This is a genomic window from Mesorhizobium sp. B2-4-17, from assembly GCF_006441275.1.
Lineage (GTDB): Bacteria > Pseudomonadota > Alphaproteobacteria > Rhizobiales > Rhizobiaceae > Mesorhizobium.
The window spans coordinates 1-17,158 of record NZ_VFUX01000006.1 but is presented as its reverse complement, the minus strand read 5'-3'; the positions used below and the strand labels follow the sequence as shown (position 1 = coordinate 17,158).

Genomic DNA, 17,158 nt, shown 5'->3' with positions numbered 1-17,158 from the left:
CTCAGCGCTCCGCGTCGTAATTGGTCATCACGGTGTAGAAAACCCACGACAACAACAGGATGATGAGGAAGTAGACCAGCGACATGGCCGCTGCCGGACCGAGGTCGAACTGGCCGAGCGCCGTCTTGACCAGGTCGATCGACAGGAACGTCGTCGAATTGCCCGGGCCGCCGCCGGTAACGACGAAGGGTTCGGTGTAGATCATGAAACTGTCCATGAAGCGCAGCAGCACGGCGATCAACAGCACGCGCTGCATCTTCGGCAGTTGGATGTAGCGGAACACCGCCCAGCGAGACGCGCCGTCGATCTTGGCCGCCTGGTAAAAGGCGTCCGGAATCGAGACCAGACCGGCATAACAGAGCAGCACGACCAGACTGGTCCAGTGCCAAACGTCCATGATGATGATCGTCACCCAGGCATCGAACGGATCCTGTACGTAATTGTAGTCGATGCCGAGAGCGTTGAGGTAATAGCCCATCAGACCGATGTCGCCGCGCCCGAATACCTGCCAGATGGTACCGACCACGTTCCACGGGATCAGCAGCGGCAGCGCCATCAAGACCAGACAAACCGGCACCCCCCAGCCCTTCTTCGGCATGTTGAGCGCTATGAAGACGCCAAGCGGAACCTCGATGGCCAGGATGATGAAGGAAAAAATCAGGTTGCGGGCCATCGCCTCCCAGAAGCGGTCGGAATGCAACAATTCCTCGAACCACTCCGTTCCGGCCCAGAAGAAGACGTTGTTGCCGAACGTGTCCTGCACCGAATAATTGACGACGGTCATCAGCGGGATGACGGCCGAGAACGCTACCAGCACCAGCACCGGCAGCACCAGGAACCAGGCCTTGTTGTTCCAGGTCTTTTCCATCTAAGCCCCCATCTCGACACGCCAGGAATCGGCATAGATGTTGATGCCGGCAGGATCGAACCGCACTTTGGGCTCGGCTGGAACGGTCTCGTCCTCGCCGATGACCGCCGCGATGTCGCGACCCTCCAGCTTGGCGCGCACCACCTTGTGGCGGCCAAGATCCTCGACCTTGCTGATCGAAACGGCCATGCCATCGCGGCCGAGCCTGATATATTCGGGGCGAATGCCGAGTTCGACGGCGCCGCTGCCGGCCTTCGGCACGCCAGGCAGCTCGATGCGCTGCGAGCCGAGCGTCGCCGTCCTGCCGTCGATCGCCACCGGCATGACATTCATGCCGGGCGAGCCGATGAAATAGCCCACGAAAGTATGACGCGGCCTTTCGAACAGTTCCGCCGGAGAGCCGATCTGCACGATGCCGCCATCATACATGACCACGACCTGGTCGGCGAAGGTCAGCGCCTCGGTCTGGTCGTGGGTGACATAGACCATGGTATAGCCGAAACGGCGGTGAAGTTGCTTCAACTGCGAGCGCAGCACCCATTTCATGTGCGGATCGATGACCGTCAGCGGCTCGTCGAACAGGATGGCGTTGACGTCCGAGCGGACCAGCCCGCGGCCGAGCGATATTTTCTGCTTCTGGTCGGCGGTCAGCCCTCTCGCCTTCTTCTTGGCCCAGGAGGCCAGGTCGATCATTTCCAGCGTCTCGCGCACCTTGCGGTCGACGTCGGCCTCCGTCACGCCGCGATTGCGCAGCGGGAACGCCAGATTGTCGTAGACGGTCATGGTGTCGTAGATGACCGGGAACTGGAACACCTGTGCGATATTGCGCTCCTGCGTCGACAGGTTGGTCACGTCCCTGCCGTTGAACAGCAACTGGCCGTGCGAGGGACGAAGCAGGCCTGAAATGATGTTGAGCAGTGTGGTCTTGCCGCAGCCGGACGGCCCAAGCAGCGCATAGGCGCCGCCATCCTCGAACGTATGATGCACTTCCCGCAGCGCGAAATCGGCGTCCGTTCGCGGGTTAGGCAGATAGGAATGCCTGACATGGTTGACGTCGATGCGCGCCATATCGCCCTCCTATGCCGCCAGCTTCGGCGCGGTCACGGCGCGGCCGTGCTGGTCGAAGACCATGATGTGACGCGGATCGATGAACACTTCGACCACCGCGTCGGTCTCGAAATCCCTGATGCCATGGGTCAGCATCACCCAGCGGGCATCGGCGAAGTCGAGATGGACGAAACTCTCGGAGCCGGTGATCTCGGTGATGATGACTTTCGCCCGCACCGGCACCGCCAAGGCATCAGGCCGTTCGAGCGACAGGTGATGCGGCTGGAAGCCGATCGTGTAATTGCCGTCGGCGATGCCGACGAGTTCCGTCGGCACCGGCAGTTTGACGCCGCCCTCCAGCAGGAAGTCGGGCCCCTTCTTGGCCAGCACGATGGTGTTGAGCGGCGGATCGGCGAATGTCCTGGCCGTCACCAGATCGATCGGCTTGCGGAAAACATCGATCGTCGGTCCGAACTGCGTGATCCGGCCTTCCGACAGCGTCGCCGTGTTGCCGCCCAGCAGCAGCGCTTCGTGCGGCTCGGTGGTGGCATAGACGAAGATGGTGCCGGCGGCGGCGAAGATCCTCGGCAGTTCAGCCCGCAATTCCTCGCGCAGCTTGTAGTCGAGATTGGCCAGCGGTTCGTCGAGCAGCACCAGGCTGGCATTCTTGACGATGGCGCGCGCCAGCGCGGTGCGCTGCTGCTGGCCGCCTGAAAGGTTGAGCGGTGTGCGGTCGAGATAGGGCGTCAGCTTGAGCAGCGCCGCGGCCTCGCGCACCTGGCTGTCGATCTTGCCCTGCTCTACGCCGGCCACCCGCAGCGGCGAGGCGATGTTCTCGTAGACGGTCATCGCCGGATAGTTGATGAACTGCTGGTAGACCATGGCGATCTTGCGCTTCTGCACCGGCGTGCCGGTGACGTCGCGGCCGTCGAACCAGACCGAACCCGTGGTCGGCACATCGAGGCCGGCCATCAGCCGCATCAGGCTGGTCTTGCCGGAAAGCGTTGGCCCGAGCAGAACGTTGAGCGAGCCGTGCTGAAGCGTCAGCGACACGTCGCGAATATGCTCGACCGCACCGACCGTCTTGGTAACGTTCCTCAATTCAAGCATGACGCCTCCTCCCAGGCTTTCTGCATCAGCTCAAAACCTCTTCATTCGGCAGCAGCGACATGTCGGCGGCTTATGCCGCGCATGAATTCATCGAGCGCTGCGACCTGCTCGCGGTTAAGGTGCAGACCGCGCTTGGTCCGGCGCCACAGCACATCCTCCGCCGTAACTGCCCATTCGTTTTCAACGAGATAGCGCACCTCGGCCTCGTAAAGGTCACCACCGAAGTTGCGGCCGAGTTCGGCATTCGACTTGGCAAGGCCGAGCAGAACCTGAGCGCGCGTTCCGTAAAGCCGGGTCAGCCGGCGGGCGAGGCGCGCATCGAGGAACGGATAGGCCGCCTTCAGCTTCGTCACCTGCGCATCGAAACCGGTGGCCGGGAAATCGCCGCCCGGCAGCGGTGCGTTGGCGGTCCATGGCTTGCCGCGTGTGCCGAGGAACCCTTCGATCTTCTCCAGCATCGATTCCGACAGCCGGCGGTAGGTGGTGATCTTGCCGCCGAAGGCATTGACGATCGGGGCGGACCCCTCGCCGGCATCGGCCTTCAGCACATAGTCGCGCGTTGCTTCCTGCGCCTTGGAGGCGCCGTCATCATAGAGCGGACGCACGGCTGAATAGGTCCAGACGATGTCGGACCGCATGACGGGTTGAGCGAAATATTCGCTGGCCGCGGCGCAGAGATAATCGATCTCGGCGTCGCTGATCTTCACGTCATGCGGATCGCCGGGATAGTCCCGGTCGGTGGTGCCGATCAGCGTGAACTCTTCCTCGTAGGGAATGGCGAAAATGATGCGGCCATCCTTGTTCTGGAAGAAATAGGCGCGCGGATCGTCGAATTTCTTGGCGATGACGATGTGGCTGCCCTGCACGAGGCGGACATTGTGCACGTCATTGAGGCCGACGACGTCGGAGAGTACGTGATCGACCCATGGTCCGGCGGCGTTGACCAGCAGCCTGGCCCTGACCTCCTCGGTATCACCGGTCCTGAGGTTCTCGATCTTGATCACCCACATGCCGGCTTCACGACGGGCTCCGACCACCTTCGTGCGGGTCCGGATCGTCGCGCCGCGATCGGCGGCATCGCGGGCGTTGAGCGCCACCAGGCGCGCATCATTGACCCAGCCGTCCGAATATTCAAAAGCCTTTTTGAACAATGGTTTCAGAGGTTTGGCCGCCGGATCGCTCGCCATGTCGAGTGTTCTGGTCGCTGGCAGCAATTTGCGCCCGCCAATGTGGTCGTAGAGGAACAGACCGAGCCTGATCAGCCAGGCGGGACGCAGGCCCTTGGCATAGGGCAGCACGAAGCGCATCGGCCAGATGATGTGCGGCGCGTTCTTCCACAGAACCTCGCGCTCCATCAGCGCCTCGCGCACCAGGCGGAATTCGTAGAATTCGAGATAGCGCAGGCCGCCATGGATCAGCTTGGTCGAGCCCGAGGACGTTCCGCTGGCGAGGTCGTTCTTCTCGGCGAGAAAAACCGAGAACCCGCGACCAACAGCGTCACGGGCGATGCCGCAGCCGTTGATGCCGCCGCCTATGACGAAAATGTCCCGGACCGAAGATGTGTCCACTGAGCTCCTCCACGATTTCGCATTGCACCATTTTTGGCCTTTTGCGAAACCGTAGCGGAATTATTTCGAACTGATAACGAATGTCAAACGAAATATCACGAGCCCGTGAAATGACCCCTGAATGGTTTCAGCCAAGCGACGTCTCGATCAACTGAACCTCGGCCTCCTGACATATCCTGCGCACCGACGGGATGTCGCAGCGGTCGGTGATAAAGGTGTTGACCTGCGACAGGTGGCCGATACGCACCGGCGCTGTGCGTTCGAACTTGGTCTGGTCGGACACCAGGATGACGTGCCTGGCATTGGCGATGATCGCCTGCGCCACCTTCACTTCGCGAAAATCGAAATCGAGCAAGGCGCCGTCATGGTCGATGGCCGAGGCGCCGATGACGGCGTAGTCGACCTTGAATTGCCTGATGAAGTCAACCGCGGCTTCGCCGACGACCCCACCGTCCGAGCCGCGGACCACGCCACCGGCAATCACAACCTCGATCGACGGATAGATGCGCATCCTATTGGCGACATTGATATTATTGGTGATCACCATCAAGCCATCATGATCGAGCAACGCCTTGCTGACCGCCTCCGTCGTGGTGCCGATGTTGATGAACAGCGAGGCGTTGTCGGGGATCAGTCTCGCCGCCGCGCGGCCGATCGCCTCCTTCTCGTCCGCCGCGATCTTGCGCCTGGCCTCATACTCCATGTTCTCGATGCCGGACGGGAACAACGCGCCGCCATGAATGCGCGAAAGCAGCCTCTGGTCGCACAGATCGTTGAGGTCCTTGCGAATGGTCTGCGGCGTCACGTTGAAATGTGTGGCCAGATCGTCAACCAGCACGCGGCCGTGGTCCTTGGCCATCTGGATGATCTCGGCATGACGCGGCGACAGATACATTAGACAGCTCCCATTTTCGTTTTTCTTGCTTATAGACGAAAACGAAACCAATGAAAAGGCACAAGCCGGCTAACGAAAATTCCTGACGGCGACAGCACCAAAGGCCCGATTCGAATCCGGGTTGATCATGCCATGCCGCGCGCGATTTCCGTGATGACAGCGAAAGCCGCATCGACATCATCGCCGGTCGTTTCGAACTGCCCGACCTGGAAGCGGATCGCCACCCGTCCATCGACCCGCGTCTGCGTTAGGTAGATGCGGCCATCATCGTTGATCGCATTGACCAGCCGCAGATTGTGCTCGTCGGCATCGCCGTTCACGGCAGCCTTGTGCCGGAACGAAAACAGCGACAGCATCGGTTGGCTGACAATCTCGAAGTCAGGCTCCCCGGCCAGCCGGGCGGCAAGGCCCTCGCTCCAGGCGACATGGTTGCGGATCATGGTGCGCAGGTTTTCCAGCCCGTGGGCGCGCAGCAGGAACCACAATTTCAGGGCGCGGAAGCGCCGGCCCAGCGGCACTGACCATTCGGAATAGTTGATGATGCCGTCATGTCCGTGCGTCTTGAGATAGTCGGGCTTGATGGCCAGCGTCCTGACATGGCTTTCGGGATCGCGCAGGAACTGGATCGAACAGTCGAACTGCGCGCCCAGCCATTTGTGCGGATTGAAGACGATCGAATCCGCACCTTCGATACCTGTCCAGAAGCGCCGGTACTCCGGACAGATCATCGCCGATCCGGCCCAGGCCGCATCGACATGGAGGTAGAGCCCATGCCGCTTGGCGATCTCGGCGACCGCGGCAACGTCGTCAGTGCCACCCGTGCTGGTACCACCTACGCAAGCAATGATGCCCGCCGGCAGCAGGCCGGCTTTCCTGTCAGCGACGATCGCCGCTTCAAGAGCTGCGGTGTCCATTGCGCGAAAGCGACCTGCCACCGGGATACGGACAAGATTGTCCTCGCCGATACCGGCAACCCATATCGCGCGGTCGATCGACGTATGCACCTGGTCGGAGCAATAGATGCGCAACCGCGCCTGCCCGGCCAGTCCCTTCTTGTTGCCTTGCCAGTCCAGCGCCCGCTCGCGCATGGTCAGCACCGCGTTGAGCGTCGCCGACGAGGCCGAATCCTGGATCACGCCGGAGAACCCTTCCGGTAGGCCGAGCGCCTGGCGCATCCAGTCGACGGTCCGCGTTTCAAGCTCGGTTGCCGCCGGAGAGGTCTGCCATAGCATGCATTGCGCGGCCATTGCCGAAACCAGATACTCGGCCACCACCGAGACCGGTGCCGCGTTGGCCGGAAAGTAGGCGAAAAAGCGCGGATGCTGCCAATGCGTCATGCCGGGCACGATCTTCGCTTCGAAATCGGCGAAGATCGCGTCCATCGGCTCCGGGGCTTCGGGTGGAGAGGCCTCGATGCTCCTGAATATCTCGCCCGGCGCAATCGCTGGCCGCACCGGCCGGTCGCGCAGGCTGGCGCGATAGTCGGCGCCCCAGTCGGCGGCCCGCCTCGACCAGTCGCGGAACTCTTCACTGTCCATGCTTTTCTCCCAATAGCCGGCGAGCGGGTAGGTTGCCCCAGCCATCGCTTTAATTAATATGTTAAATACACTGGAGCAACCGGCGAGAGGCCTGGCGGCAGCACTATCCCGGGAAGTCCGGCAGGCTGGCAAAGGCTGACTTCAACGCATTCGACCAGCCTTCGGAAATGGCGCGGTAATATTGGTCGTCCTGGCTGATCCGTTTCTTCAGCCCGACCTGGAAAGCATCCTTCTCCAGGAACAGAAGGTCGAGCGGCAAACCAACCGACAGGTTCGACTTCAACGTCGAATCAAATGAGACCAGAAGCAGCTTCACGGTCTCGGCAAGGCTCATCGTCCGCTCATAGGCGCGGATGATGATCGGCTTGCCGTATTTGGTCTCGCCGATCTGGAAGAATGGAGTGTCGTCGGTCGATTCGATGAAATTGCCTTCGGGATAGATCATGAACAGCCGTGGCGGGCTGCCCTTGATCTGCCCACCCAGGATGAAAGAGGCATTGAAATAGGAATCGGCCTTCTCGCCGACAGGCGACGAATGGGCGATCACCTCCTTGACCGTGTCGCCGACCAGCCGCACCGTCTGATACATCGACGGTGTTTCGAGCAGCGTGGCATGGCGGTCCGCCACGGCCTTGGTGCGCTCCTCGAGCAGGCTGACCACGGCCTGCGTCGTCGCCAGATTGCCGGCGGACATCAGCACGATGACGCGCTCGCCCGGCTGTTCCCAGACATGCATCTTCTTGAAAGTCGAGATCGAATCCATACCGGCATTGGTGCGCGTGTCCGACATGAACACGAGCCCGCGATCGATCTTCAGGCCGACGCAATAGGTCATGGAATCTCTTCTAGAGTGGCTCGACGCAATTCCGGACGGAAAACCGCTTCACACTTTTCCTGGAATTGCTTGAGCGGCAAATCCTGAGGGATTACTGCTCTACCGTGACGGTGACCGCAAGCTGTTCTTCCGCCTGCCCCAGCCGAATTCCCGAAACCGGCGAAGCGTCACGATAGTCACGGCCGGTGGCCACCTTCACATAGCGCTCGTCGGGAGAAATACCATTGGCGGGGTCGAAGGCAACCCAGCCGAGGCCCGGAACATGTGCTTCGGCCCAGGCATGGCTTGCCGCCTGCTCGACAGCCGCCTCCATCATCAGATAGCCGCTGACATAGCGGGACGGAAAACCCATGGCGCGCGCGGCGGCGGCAAAGATGTGGCTATGGTCCTGGCAAACCCCGGTTTTCAGCGCCAGGGCCTCTTCAGCCGGGGTCGCCGCATTGGTGATGCCAGGTGTATAGGCGACGCGCTCGCCGATGATGGCCATCAGCCGGTGCAGCCTTTCGATATCGGTGCCCGTGCCGACCGCTTCGGCAAGACCACGGATGCCGCTGCCTATGGCGGTCAAAGGCGTCTCCTGCGCGAACAACCAGAGTGGCGCGAAGCCCTGATGCGGACCGCTGACGCCTGATGTGTCGCGCGTCACCACCTCGCCCGACGCCTCGACCGTGATGAAGTCGTGGTCGCCCTCGACGCTCAACAACCTGTTATCGTTGCCATACTGGTCGGTAAATCGAACCTCCTCGCGCGCGCCTTCAACCTTCAACGCCCAGGACAGCACCGTCTGTGTCGGCCCGCTTACCGGCAACAGCCTCAGCCGTTGCAGCAGATACTGGACCGGAGCATCGTAGCGGTATTCGGTCCGGTGAGAGATCTTCAGCCGCATGGCTATCGTCCGTTTGAATGCATGAACTTGCTCGAAAACCGGCAACCATTTTTCGCTAAGGCGGTCCTTCGGTTGGGCAACATGGTCAATTAAACCTGTAGTCCTGTGCGATCTCGTCGCCGAGCCTGGTGTTGTCGCGAATGAAATTGGCCAGGAATTCGTGCAGGCCGGTATCGAAAATGTCCTTGATCGACCCTGCCCTCAACATCGCCTGCGTTTTCTCCGCCGTTGCGTGGCAGGCATGGCGTTCGCCATAGTCCTCGCCGAGGAATTTCAGATGCTCCGCCAGGAAGCGATAGCAAAAGGTCAGCGATCGCGGCATGCGGACGTTGAGGATCAGGTAATCGGCGATATTGGTCGGCTTGTAGTCAGCGTCATAGACCCAGCGGTAGGAGCGATGCGCCGACACCGAGCGCAGGATCGATTCCCATTGGTAGTTGTCGAGCGTCGAACCGACCCAGGAGATCGACGGCAGAAGCACGTAGTATTTCACGTCGAGGATGCGCGCCGTATTGTCGGCACGCTCGACATAGGTGCCGAGCTGCGAGAAGTCGAAGATCTCGTTGCGCAGCATGGTGCCGTAGAACGAGCCGCGGATCAGCGCCGTCTCGCGCTTGATGGCGTCGAGCACGCTGGGCAGGTCGCGCTCGTCGATCGGCCTTGCCAGCATCCGCTTGAGCGCCATCCAGGCCTCGTTGATGCTTTCCCATGTCTCGCGCGTCAGCGCGGTGCGCACCATGCGCGCATTGTTGCGGGCCGTCTCGATCGACGCCATGGTGCTCGACGGGTTCGACGTGTCGCGCAAAAGGAAGTCAGCGACATTGGCCGCCGTGTAGTCCTGGTATTTCTGTGTGAAGGCGGCATCCGAACCGGCGCTGAGCAGCACTGAGTTCCATTCTTCGGATGCGTCCTGCGTCCGGGTCAGCGCCATGCGCAAGCCGGCATCGACCAACCTTGCCATGTTTTCCGCTCGCTCGATGTAGCGGTTCATCCAGTAGAGCCCGTTTGCGGTGCGGCCGAGAAGCATGGAAAGCGGCCCCTTCGAGCTAGTGAGTAGGGAATAGTGAGTAGTCAGTAGTAAGCAGTTGAATCTCCATTGGATATGGCATGCGCTGTCCCCCTCTACTACTGCCTACTGCCTACTGCCTAATCCCTGCTCATCTCAATCATCCAGCACCCAGGTATCCTTGGTGCCGCCGCCTTGTGAGGAGTTCACGACCAGCGAACCTTCCTTCAGCGCAACCCGCGTCAGCCCGCCGGGTACGATCTGGATGCGGTCGGAGACCAGCACGTAGGGCCGGAGATCGACATGGCGCGGCGCCAACCCCTTCTCGGTCAGGATCGGACAGGTCGACAGCGCCAGTGTCGGCTGGGCGATATAGTTGGAAGGCTTCGCGGCCAGCTTCTTGGCGAAGTCCTGGCATTCCTGCTTGGTCGCTGCCTGTCCCACCAGCATGCCGTAGCCGCCGGAGCCATGGACTTCCTTGATCACCAATTCGTGGATGTGCTCGAGCACATATTTGAGGCTGTCCGGCTCGGAACAGCGCCAGGTGGGAATGTTGCCGAGGATCGCCTTGCGGCCGGTGTAGAATTCGACGATCTCGGGCATGTAGGAGTAGATCGCCTTGTCGTCGGCGATGCCGGTGCCCGGCGCATTGGCTATGGTGATGTTGCCGGCTCGGTAGACATCCATGATGCCGGGTATGCCAAGAGCCGAATCCGGCCGGAAGGTCAGCGGATCGAGGAAGGAATCGTCCACACGGCGGTAGAGCACGTCGATCTGCTTATAGCCTTCGGTCGTGCGCATCGCGACGTGGCCGTCGATAACGCGCAGGTCCTGGCCCTCGACCAGTTGAACCCCCATCTGGTCGGCGAGGAAGGCGTGCTCGAAATAGGCGGAATTGTAGCTGCCGGGCGTCAGCACCGCAATGGTCGGCGCGCCCTTGGTGCTCTGGGGGCGAACCGCCGCCAGCGACTGGCGCAGCAGCTGCGGGTAATTCTCCACCGGCCGCACCTTGATCTTCTGGAACAGCTCGGGGAACAGCTGCATCATCGTCTCGCGGTTCTCCAGCATGTAGGAGACACCGGACGGCGTGCGCGCATTGTCCTCCAGAACGTAGAACTCGTCCTCGCTGATGCGCACGATATCGACGCCGATGATGTGGGTGTAGACGCCGGCCGGCGGCCGCACACCGATCATCTCCGGCAGGAAAGCCTCGTTCCTGGCGATCAGGTCCTTGGGGACACGGCCGGCGCGCAGGATCTCCTGGCGATGGTAGATATCGTCGAGGAAGGCGTTCAGCGCCTGCACGCGCTGTTCGATGCCTTGTGTCAGGCGCCGCCATTCCTGGCCGGAAATAATGCGCGGAACGATGTCGAAAGGAATGAGCCGCTCGGAGGCTTCCTGCTCGCCATAGACGGCGAAGGTGATGCCGGTTTTGCGGAAGACGCGTTCGGCGTCCTGCATCTTCTCGGTAAGCCTGGCTGGATCCTGCTCCTTCAGCCAACGGTCATAAGCCGAATACGGTCTTCTAAGTCCGGAGACCTCCGGAAGCATTTCATCGAACGCTGCCAATCGCAAACTCCCCTGTAACGCCATTTCACTGGCGTCGCCGGAGAAAATCAAGCGCAATCGGTGATTTGAGGGGTGCAGCCGATCAGTATCTTGCGCTTGCCTAAATTTAAGGCAGTTGAAATATCACCTTGCTCAGGCTTTGCATGATGCCCGGGCAAATCCGCTCGGCAGCTAGAAGGCGCGAAACGTGACGACGGTGAAGGTGTCCTTGATGCCCGGCAGAACCTGCACCTTTTCGTTGACGAAATGTCCGACGTCTTCCTCGTCGTCGACATAGAATTTGGCGAGCAGATCGTAATTGCCGGCGGTGGAATAGATTTCCGACGCGATCTCGGCATCGGCAAGCGCGCTGGCAACCTCATAGGATTTGCCGAGTTCGCATTTGATCTGCACGAAAAACGCCTTCATGGCTTCGTCCCGCTAAACTTCCAGGTCCAAGCGGCCCTTCTGGCAGACTGGAGGCGGCCTTTCAAGCGTTGGAATGCGCACTTAGCCGGCGCGGGCCTTCGCCACGGCCTCGCGCAGCTGCGCAACCGGCGTGCCGCGCTTGCAGGACCTGCCGCCGATCACCAGTGCCGGCGTGCCCTGCAGCAGGAAGGCGGTTGCCTGGGCGTCGTTGCGTGACAGGGCGATGTCGACCCTACGGAGCCGAGAATATCGTTAGTGCGGTCTTCGGAAAGCCCCAGCTCATTGGCCGTCAGCATCTGCCGCAGGGAAACGAATATTGGCGGACGCTGAAACCGTGGAGCGCCGTCATGCGTATGTTAGAATACCCGCCGACAGCTTTTTCAATGGCGGCTTTCGAGGACAAGGGAGACCGGTCATGCGCCGCACACTTTTCGCATTCGCTTTGGTTCCGCTGATACTCGCTTCCTCGGCGTCTGCCGGCGATGCCGATATCAAGGCGGCCCAGGCAGCCATAGATGGTCAGCTGAAAGCCTTCATCGCCAATGACGGCGCCACCGCCTACAGCTTCGCGGCCCCTAATGTGAAACAGATCTTTCCGACCATCGACACCTTCATGAACATGGTCACCAATGGCTATGCGCCGGTACGCAAGCCACAGACCTACTCCTTCGGCAAGGTCAAGGAGACGAGCCCAGGTTCGATCGTCCAGCAGGTGCTGATCGTCGGACCCGACGGCAAGGACTATGAGGCGGTCTACACGTTGCAGCAACAGCCCGACGGCACGTTCCGGATCACCGGCTGCAGCCTGCGGGCGTCGAACTCGCTCAGCACCTGAACGGCTATAGCGCCGGGATATCGCCCCTCGCCCAGCCCTCGGTGATCTCGGCCCCGCGCGTCTCGAAGCTGCCGGCCTCGATCGCCGCCCGGATGTCCTGCATCAGCTTCTGATAATAGGACAGGTTGTTCCAGGTCAGCAGCATCGCACCGAGCGCCTCCTGCGACCGCACCAGATGATGCAGATAGGCACGCGAATAATCGCGCGCCGCCGGGCAGTCGCTTTCCTCGTCGAGCGGGCGCGGATCATCGGCATGGCGGGCGTTGCGCAGGTTGACTTTGCCGCGCCTGGTGTAGGCAAGGCCATGGCGGCCCGCCCGCGTCGGCATCACGCAATCGAACATGTCGATGCCGCGCGCCACCGATTTCAGGATATCATCCGGCGTGCCGACGCCCATGAGGTAGCGAGGCTTGTCCGCGGGCAGCTCCGGACAGGTGATGTCAAGCATTTCAAGCATCACCGCTTGGGGCTCGCCGACAGCCAGCCCGCCGACTGCATAACCCTTCAACTCCATCGCGCTCAGCGCCTGCGCGGACCGCACCCTGAGCGCCGCGTTATCGCCGCCCTGTACGATGCCGAACATCGCCTTGCCGGGCTGCTCGCCGAACGCCACCTTGCAGCGCTCGGCCCAGCGCAGCGACAACTCCATGGCGCGCTCGATCTCCTTCAGCTCGGCCGGCAGCGCCGTGCATTCGTCGAGCTGCATCTGGATATCGGAATCGAGCAAACCTTGAATCTCGATCGAACGCTCCGGCGACATCTCGTAAGGGGCGCCGTCGATATGCGAGCGGAAGGTAACGCCTTTCTCGCTCAGCTTTCTCAGCTTCGACAGGGACATCACCTGGAAACCGCCGCTGTCGGTCAGGATCGGATGCGGCCAGCGGGCGAATTCGTGCAGTCCGCCGAGCCGCGCCACGCGCTCGGCGCCGGGCCGCAGCATCAGATGATAGGTATTGCCCAGGATGATGTCGGCGCCGACGCCGCGCACCTGGTCCATGTACATGGTCTTGACCGTACCGCCGGTGCCGACCGGCATGAAGGCGGGCGTGCGGATTTCGCCGCGCGGCATGTCGATCAAACCGCGCCGCGCCTTGCCGTCGGTCGCCAGAACCTTGAAGCTGAACGGCTTAGTCATTGAAGTCCTTGTCGTGGATTAGCGCACACGGCGCCTGCGTGTTGAGCGACTGGCATTGGATCATGCAGGGCTCATCCGCGCGCGGTAAAGCAGGCTCGCGTCTCCGTAGGAATAGAACCTGTAGTGGTTAGCGATGGCATGCGCATAGGCCGCACGCATCGTGTCGAGGCCGCTGAAGGCCGAAACCAGCATGAACAGCGTCGAGCGCGGCAGATGGAAATTGGTCATCAGCATGTCGGCGGTGCGAAAGCGATAGCCGGGCGTGATGAAGATGTCTGTCGGGCCCGACCATTCAGCCAGTGCGCCATCCTCACGCGCGGCGCTCTCCAGCAGGCGCAGCGAAGTCGTGCCGACGGCAATGATACGCCCGCCCCTCGCCTTCGCCGCATTCAAGGCGTCGGCGGTCGCCTGACTGACGGAACCGATCTCGGCATGCATCTTGTGATCGGCGGTGTCGTCCGCCTTCACCGGCAGGAACGTGCCGGCACCGACATGCAAGGTGACGAAGTGGCGCTCGACCTCTTTGGCATCGAGTGTCGCGAAAAGCTCCGGCGTGAAATGCAGGCCGGCCGTAGGCGCCGCAACCGCCCCTTCCTCGCGGGCATAGATGGTCTGGTAGTCGGCGCGGTCGCGCTCGTCGTCGTCGCGCTTCGAGGCGATGTAGGGCGGCAGCGGAATGTGGCCGACGGCGTGCATCGCCTCGTCGAGGAAAGGCCCCGACAGGTCGAAGCCGAGCAGCGCCTCGCCGCCCTCGCCTTTCTCGATCACCGTCGCATCGAGCTGGCCGAGGAAACAGGAATTGCCGTCATGGCCAAAATGGATGCGGTCGCCGGCGGCGATGCGCTTGCCTGGCCGCATGAAGGCGAGCCACCGATCCGGCGCCACGCGCATATGCAGCGTGGCCTCGACCTGCGCCTGCGCTTCGCCGCGCCGTCTGATGCCTTTGAGCTGCGCCGGAATGACCTTGGTGTCGTTGAACACCAGAACGTCGCCGGCCTTGAGCAAGGAAGGCAGATCGCCAACCGTCCGGTCATCGAGCGCCTCGCCCGGTTTGACCACCAGCATCCTGGCGCTGTCGCGCGGCTCTGCCGGGCGAAGCGCGATGCGCTGCTCCGGAAGGTCAAAATCAAAGAGGTCGACACGCATTGGAAATCAAAACAGCCGGACGAGCAGTGCTCCGACCAAGAGCAGCACCGCGCCGGCGACGCGGCCGAGCGAGATTTCACGCACCGCGACACCAAGGAAGCCGACGCGGTCGATGAGCATGCCGGCCAGCAGCTGGCCGGCCACCAGGAACGCCATCAGCGCGGCAGCGCCGATGCGCGGCGTGAGAATCGTCGAGAGCGTGACATAGAAGCCGCCGAGCATGCCGCCGGCGACGAACAGCCACGGAGCCGGTGCCTTCCAGTCGAGCGAAATGCCTTGCAGCTTCACCACCGTGACGGAGATGACACCAAGCACGATAGCGCCCGACAGGAACGAAAACGCGGCCGCCGCGACCGGGAGTCCCAGGCCGCGCGCCAGCTGCGAATTGATCGGCGCCTGAATGGCAATGAAGGCGCCGGACAGGATGCCGAGAAGCGACCAGACGACGCCCATCATTGTTATCTGCCTTACTTGACGTCAGCCGCGACCTTCAGCGACACGATTTTGTCGGGGTCCTGCACCGGCTCGCCACGCTTGATCTTGTCGACATTGTCCATGCCTTCGATCACCTGGCCCCAGACCGTGTACTGGCGGTTGAGGAACGCGGCATCGTCGAAGCAGATGAAAAACTGCGAATTGGCCGAGTTCGGGTTCTGGGCGCGGGCCATCGAGCAGGTGCCGCGGCCGTGATTGGCGTTGGAGAATTCTGCCTTCAGGTCCGGCTTGTCGGAGCCGCCCATGCCCGCGCGGGAAGGCGCGAAAGTCGGCTTGGACGAATTACCGAACTTGACGTCGCCGGTCTGCGCCATGAAGCCTTCGATGACGCGGTGGAACACCACGCCGTCATAAGCACCCTCACGCGCCAGTTCCTTGATGCGGGCGACATGGCCGGGCGCCAGGTCGGGAAACATTTCGATGACGACCTCGCCCTTGGTCGTTTCCATGATGAGCGCGTTCTCGCGGTCCTTGATTTCGGCCATGTCAGATATCCTTTTTCAAAACAGAATTATTTGTCGGCGGCGATGCGCACCTTGATCATCCGGTCGGGATCGGCGACCGTGCCATTGTCCGCCTCATCGCCCTTCTTGATCTTGTCCACCAGTTCCATGCCGGTGACGACATTCCCCACGATGGTGTATTGGCCGTCGAGCGGCGGCGCCGGCGCGAACATGATGAAGAACTGCGAATTGGCGGAGTTCGGGTCCTGCGAGCGAGCCATGCCGACCACGCCTCGCTTGTAGTGCTCGGTCTGCGAGAATTCGGCCGGCAGGTCGGGAAGATCGGAACCTCCGGTGCCGACGGCCTGGGCATTGAAACCCTTCTTCATGTTGCCGAACTTGACGTCGCCGGTCTGGGCCATGAAGCCGTCGATGACGCGGTGGAACGCGACATTGTCGTAGGCATGCTCACGCACGAGCTTCTTGATCTGCGCGACATGCTTGGGCGCCAGATCGGGCCGAAGCGCGATGGTTACGTCGCCGTCCTTCAGCGTGATGATCATGGTGTTTTCGGGATCGGCGGCATAGGCCGAGACCGATGCGGTCACGAGACCGGCAAGCACGACGAGGAACGAGGCAAGCTTTTTCAGCTGCATGGTCTTCTCCGGGAAACTTATTTTGCGAATTTTGCGGTGAGCGCGCCGGCTACCGCCGCCGGCACGAAGGGGCGGATGTCGCCCCCCATCGAGGCAATCTGGCGCACAAGTGTGGCGGTAATGGTGCGTACCGAAGGGCTGGCGGGCAGAAAAACCGTCTGCAATTCCGGCGCCATGGTCTCGTTCATGCCGGCCATCTGCATCTCGTAGTCGAGATCGGTACCGTCGCGCAGGCCGCGGATCATGATCGAGGCTCCCTGTTTCCTGGCGGCATCGATGACCAGCCCGTCAAAGGCGACCACCTTGATGCGGGTCCCGTCGCGGCCGAATTCAGCCTTCGTCGCCGCTTCGATGAGGTGCACCCTCTCCTCGAAGGAGAACAGCGGCTTCTTGCCCGGATGAATGCCAATCGCGGCGTAGACAATGTCTGCAACCGCCAGAGACGCTTTCAGCACATCGAGATGGCCGTTGGTCAGCGGGTCGAAGGAGCCGGCATAGAGGGCTGTGCGTTCGGTCATGCCGGAGCTTCTAGCGAGCCTCTCTCACAAAGGCAAATCCGATCGGGATCATGTCCGTGAACCTTTTCCGGCACATGAACGACAGATGAACACGCTGATCACGAAGCCTTCACGCAGCGTTCACTAGAGCATCGGGCGATTAACATGCAACGTAGCCTGCCTGTTTGAGATAGTTCCAGCATTCGGTTGGATCGAACATG

At 61.6% G+C, this 17,158-nt stretch carries 18 protein-coding genes; 1 reads left to right on the top strand and 17 read right to left on the bottom strand.

Going from position 1 to position 17,158, the window contains the following annotated elements:
* Window position 1 precedes the first annotated feature (1 nt).
* From FJ548_RS06520 to FJ548_RS06470, 11 genes are all read right to left on the bottom strand, one after another.
* A complete protein-coding gene (locus tag FJ548_RS06520) occupies window positions 2-868 on the bottom strand; it encodes a sugar ABC transporter permease (RefSeq protein WP_140777420.1) in 867 nt (288 codons plus the stop codon).
* On the bottom strand, window positions 869-1,936 hold the full coding sequence (locus FJ548_RS06515; RefSeq protein WP_140777418.1) for an ABC transporter ATP-binding protein: 1,068 nt from the start codon (window positions 1,934-1,936) through the stop codon (window positions 869-871). It abuts the gene before it with no gap.
* 9 nt (window positions 1,937-1,945) lie between these two features.
* Window positions 1,946-3,025 carry an ABC transporter ATP-binding protein gene (locus FJ548_RS06510; protein ID WP_140692947.1) on the bottom strand — a complete coding sequence of 360 codons (1,080 nt, stop codon included), beginning with the start codon at window positions 3,023-3,025 and terminating at the stop codon, window positions 1,946-1,948.
* A 41-nt stretch (window positions 3,026-3,066) separates the two neighbouring features.
* A complete protein-coding gene (gene glpD, locus FJ548_RS06505; protein ID WP_140777416.1) occupies window positions 3,067-4,593 on the bottom strand; it encodes a glycerol-3-phosphate dehydrogenase in 1,527 nt (508 codons plus the stop codon).
* A 127-nt stretch (window positions 4,594-4,720) separates the two neighbouring features.
* Window positions 4,721-5,488: a DeoR/GlpR family DNA-binding transcription regulator gene (locus tag FJ548_RS06500; protein WP_140692951.1), complete on the bottom strand. Its 768-nt coding sequence runs from the start codon at window positions 5,486-5,488 to the stop codon at window positions 4,721-4,723.
* Window positions 5,489-5,613: 125 nt separating this feature from the next.
* Window positions 5,614-7,026: an aspartate aminotransferase family protein gene (locus FJ548_RS06495; protein WP_140777414.1), complete on the bottom strand. Its 1,413-nt coding sequence runs from the start codon at window positions 7,024-7,026 to the stop codon at window positions 5,614-5,616.
* Window positions 7,027-7,129: 103 nt separating this feature from the next.
* Window positions 7,130-7,861, bottom strand: coding sequence for a peptidase (locus tag FJ548_RS06490; RefSeq protein ID WP_140777411.1), 732 nt, complete (start codon window positions 7,859-7,861; stop codon window positions 7,130-7,132).
* A gap of 91 nt (window positions 7,862-7,952) precedes the next feature.
* Window positions 7,953-8,747: a transglutaminase family protein gene (locus FJ548_RS06485; RefSeq protein WP_140777409.1), complete on the bottom strand. Its 795-nt coding sequence runs from the start codon at window positions 8,745-8,747 to the stop codon at window positions 7,953-7,955.
* A gap of 85 nt (window positions 8,748-8,832) precedes the next feature.
* Entirely contained in the window at window positions 8,833-9,774 is a 942-nt protein-coding gene (locus FJ548_RS06480; protein ID WP_140760089.1) for an alpha-E domain-containing protein, read from the bottom strand.
* Window positions 9,775-9,909: 135 nt separating this feature from the next.
* Window positions 9,910-11,322 carry a circularly permuted type 2 ATP-grasp protein gene (locus FJ548_RS06475; RefSeq protein WP_181165480.1) on the bottom strand — a complete coding sequence of 471 codons (1,413 nt, stop codon included), beginning with the start codon at window positions 11,320-11,322 and terminating at the stop codon, window positions 9,910-9,912.
* Window positions 11,323-11,493: 171 nt separating this feature from the next.
* Window positions 11,494-11,730, bottom strand: a complete 237-nt coding sequence (locus FJ548_RS06470) for an Lrp/AsnC family transcriptional regulator (protein ID WP_091574954.1) — start codon at window positions 11,728-11,730, stop codon at window positions 11,494-11,496.
* Window positions 11,731-12,145: 415 nt separating this feature from the next.
* On the opposite strand from FJ548_RS06470, the gene FJ548_RS06465 reads away from it, so the two are divergent.
* A complete protein-coding gene (locus FJ548_RS06465) occupies window positions 12,146-12,565 on the top strand; it encodes a DUF4864 domain-containing protein (RefSeq protein WP_140777407.1) in 420 nt (139 codons plus the stop codon).
* 4 nt (window positions 12,566-12,569) lie between these two features.
* Here the strand turns inward: FJ548_RS06465 and tgt are convergent, their stop codons facing one another.
* The 6 genes from tgt to coaD all read right to left on the bottom strand — a co-directional run bounded on the left by tgt (window position 12,570) and on the right by coaD (window position 16,958).
* A complete protein-coding gene (gene tgt / locus FJ548_RS06460) occupies window positions 12,570-13,700 on the bottom strand; it encodes a tRNA guanosine(34) transglycosylase Tgt (protein WP_140777405.1) in 1,131 nt (376 codons plus the stop codon).
* 60 nt (window positions 13,701-13,760) lie between these two features.
* Window positions 13,761-14,846, bottom strand: a complete 1,086-nt coding sequence (queA, locus tag FJ548_RS06455; protein WP_140777403.1) for a tRNA preQ1(34) S-adenosylmethionine ribosyltransferase-isomerase QueA — start codon at window positions 14,844-14,846, stop codon at window positions 13,761-13,763.
* A 6-nt stretch (window positions 14,847-14,852) separates the two neighbouring features.
* Window positions 14,853-15,302, bottom strand: a complete 450-nt coding sequence (locus FJ548_RS06450; RefSeq protein WP_140777401.1) for a DMT family transporter — start codon at window positions 15,300-15,302, stop codon at window positions 14,853-14,855.
* A gap of 11 nt (window positions 15,303-15,313) precedes the next feature.
* Window positions 15,314-15,826: a peptidylprolyl isomerase gene (locus FJ548_RS06445; RefSeq protein WP_140607042.1), complete on the bottom strand. Its 513-nt coding sequence runs from the start codon at window positions 15,824-15,826 to the stop codon at window positions 15,314-15,316.
* A gap of 26 nt (window positions 15,827-15,852) precedes the next feature.
* Complete coding sequence (locus FJ548_RS06440; RefSeq protein WP_246678577.1) at window positions 15,853-16,347, bottom strand: peptidylprolyl isomerase; 495 nt, start codon at window positions 16,345-16,347, stop codon at window positions 15,853-15,855.
* Between the two features lie 110 nt (window positions 16,348-16,457).
* Window positions 16,458-16,958, bottom strand: a complete 501-nt coding sequence (gene coaD / locus FJ548_RS06435) for a pantetheine-phosphate adenylyltransferase (RefSeq protein ID WP_140777397.1) — start codon at window positions 16,956-16,958, stop codon at window positions 16,458-16,460.
* Window positions 16,959-17,158 lie beyond the last annotated feature (200 nt).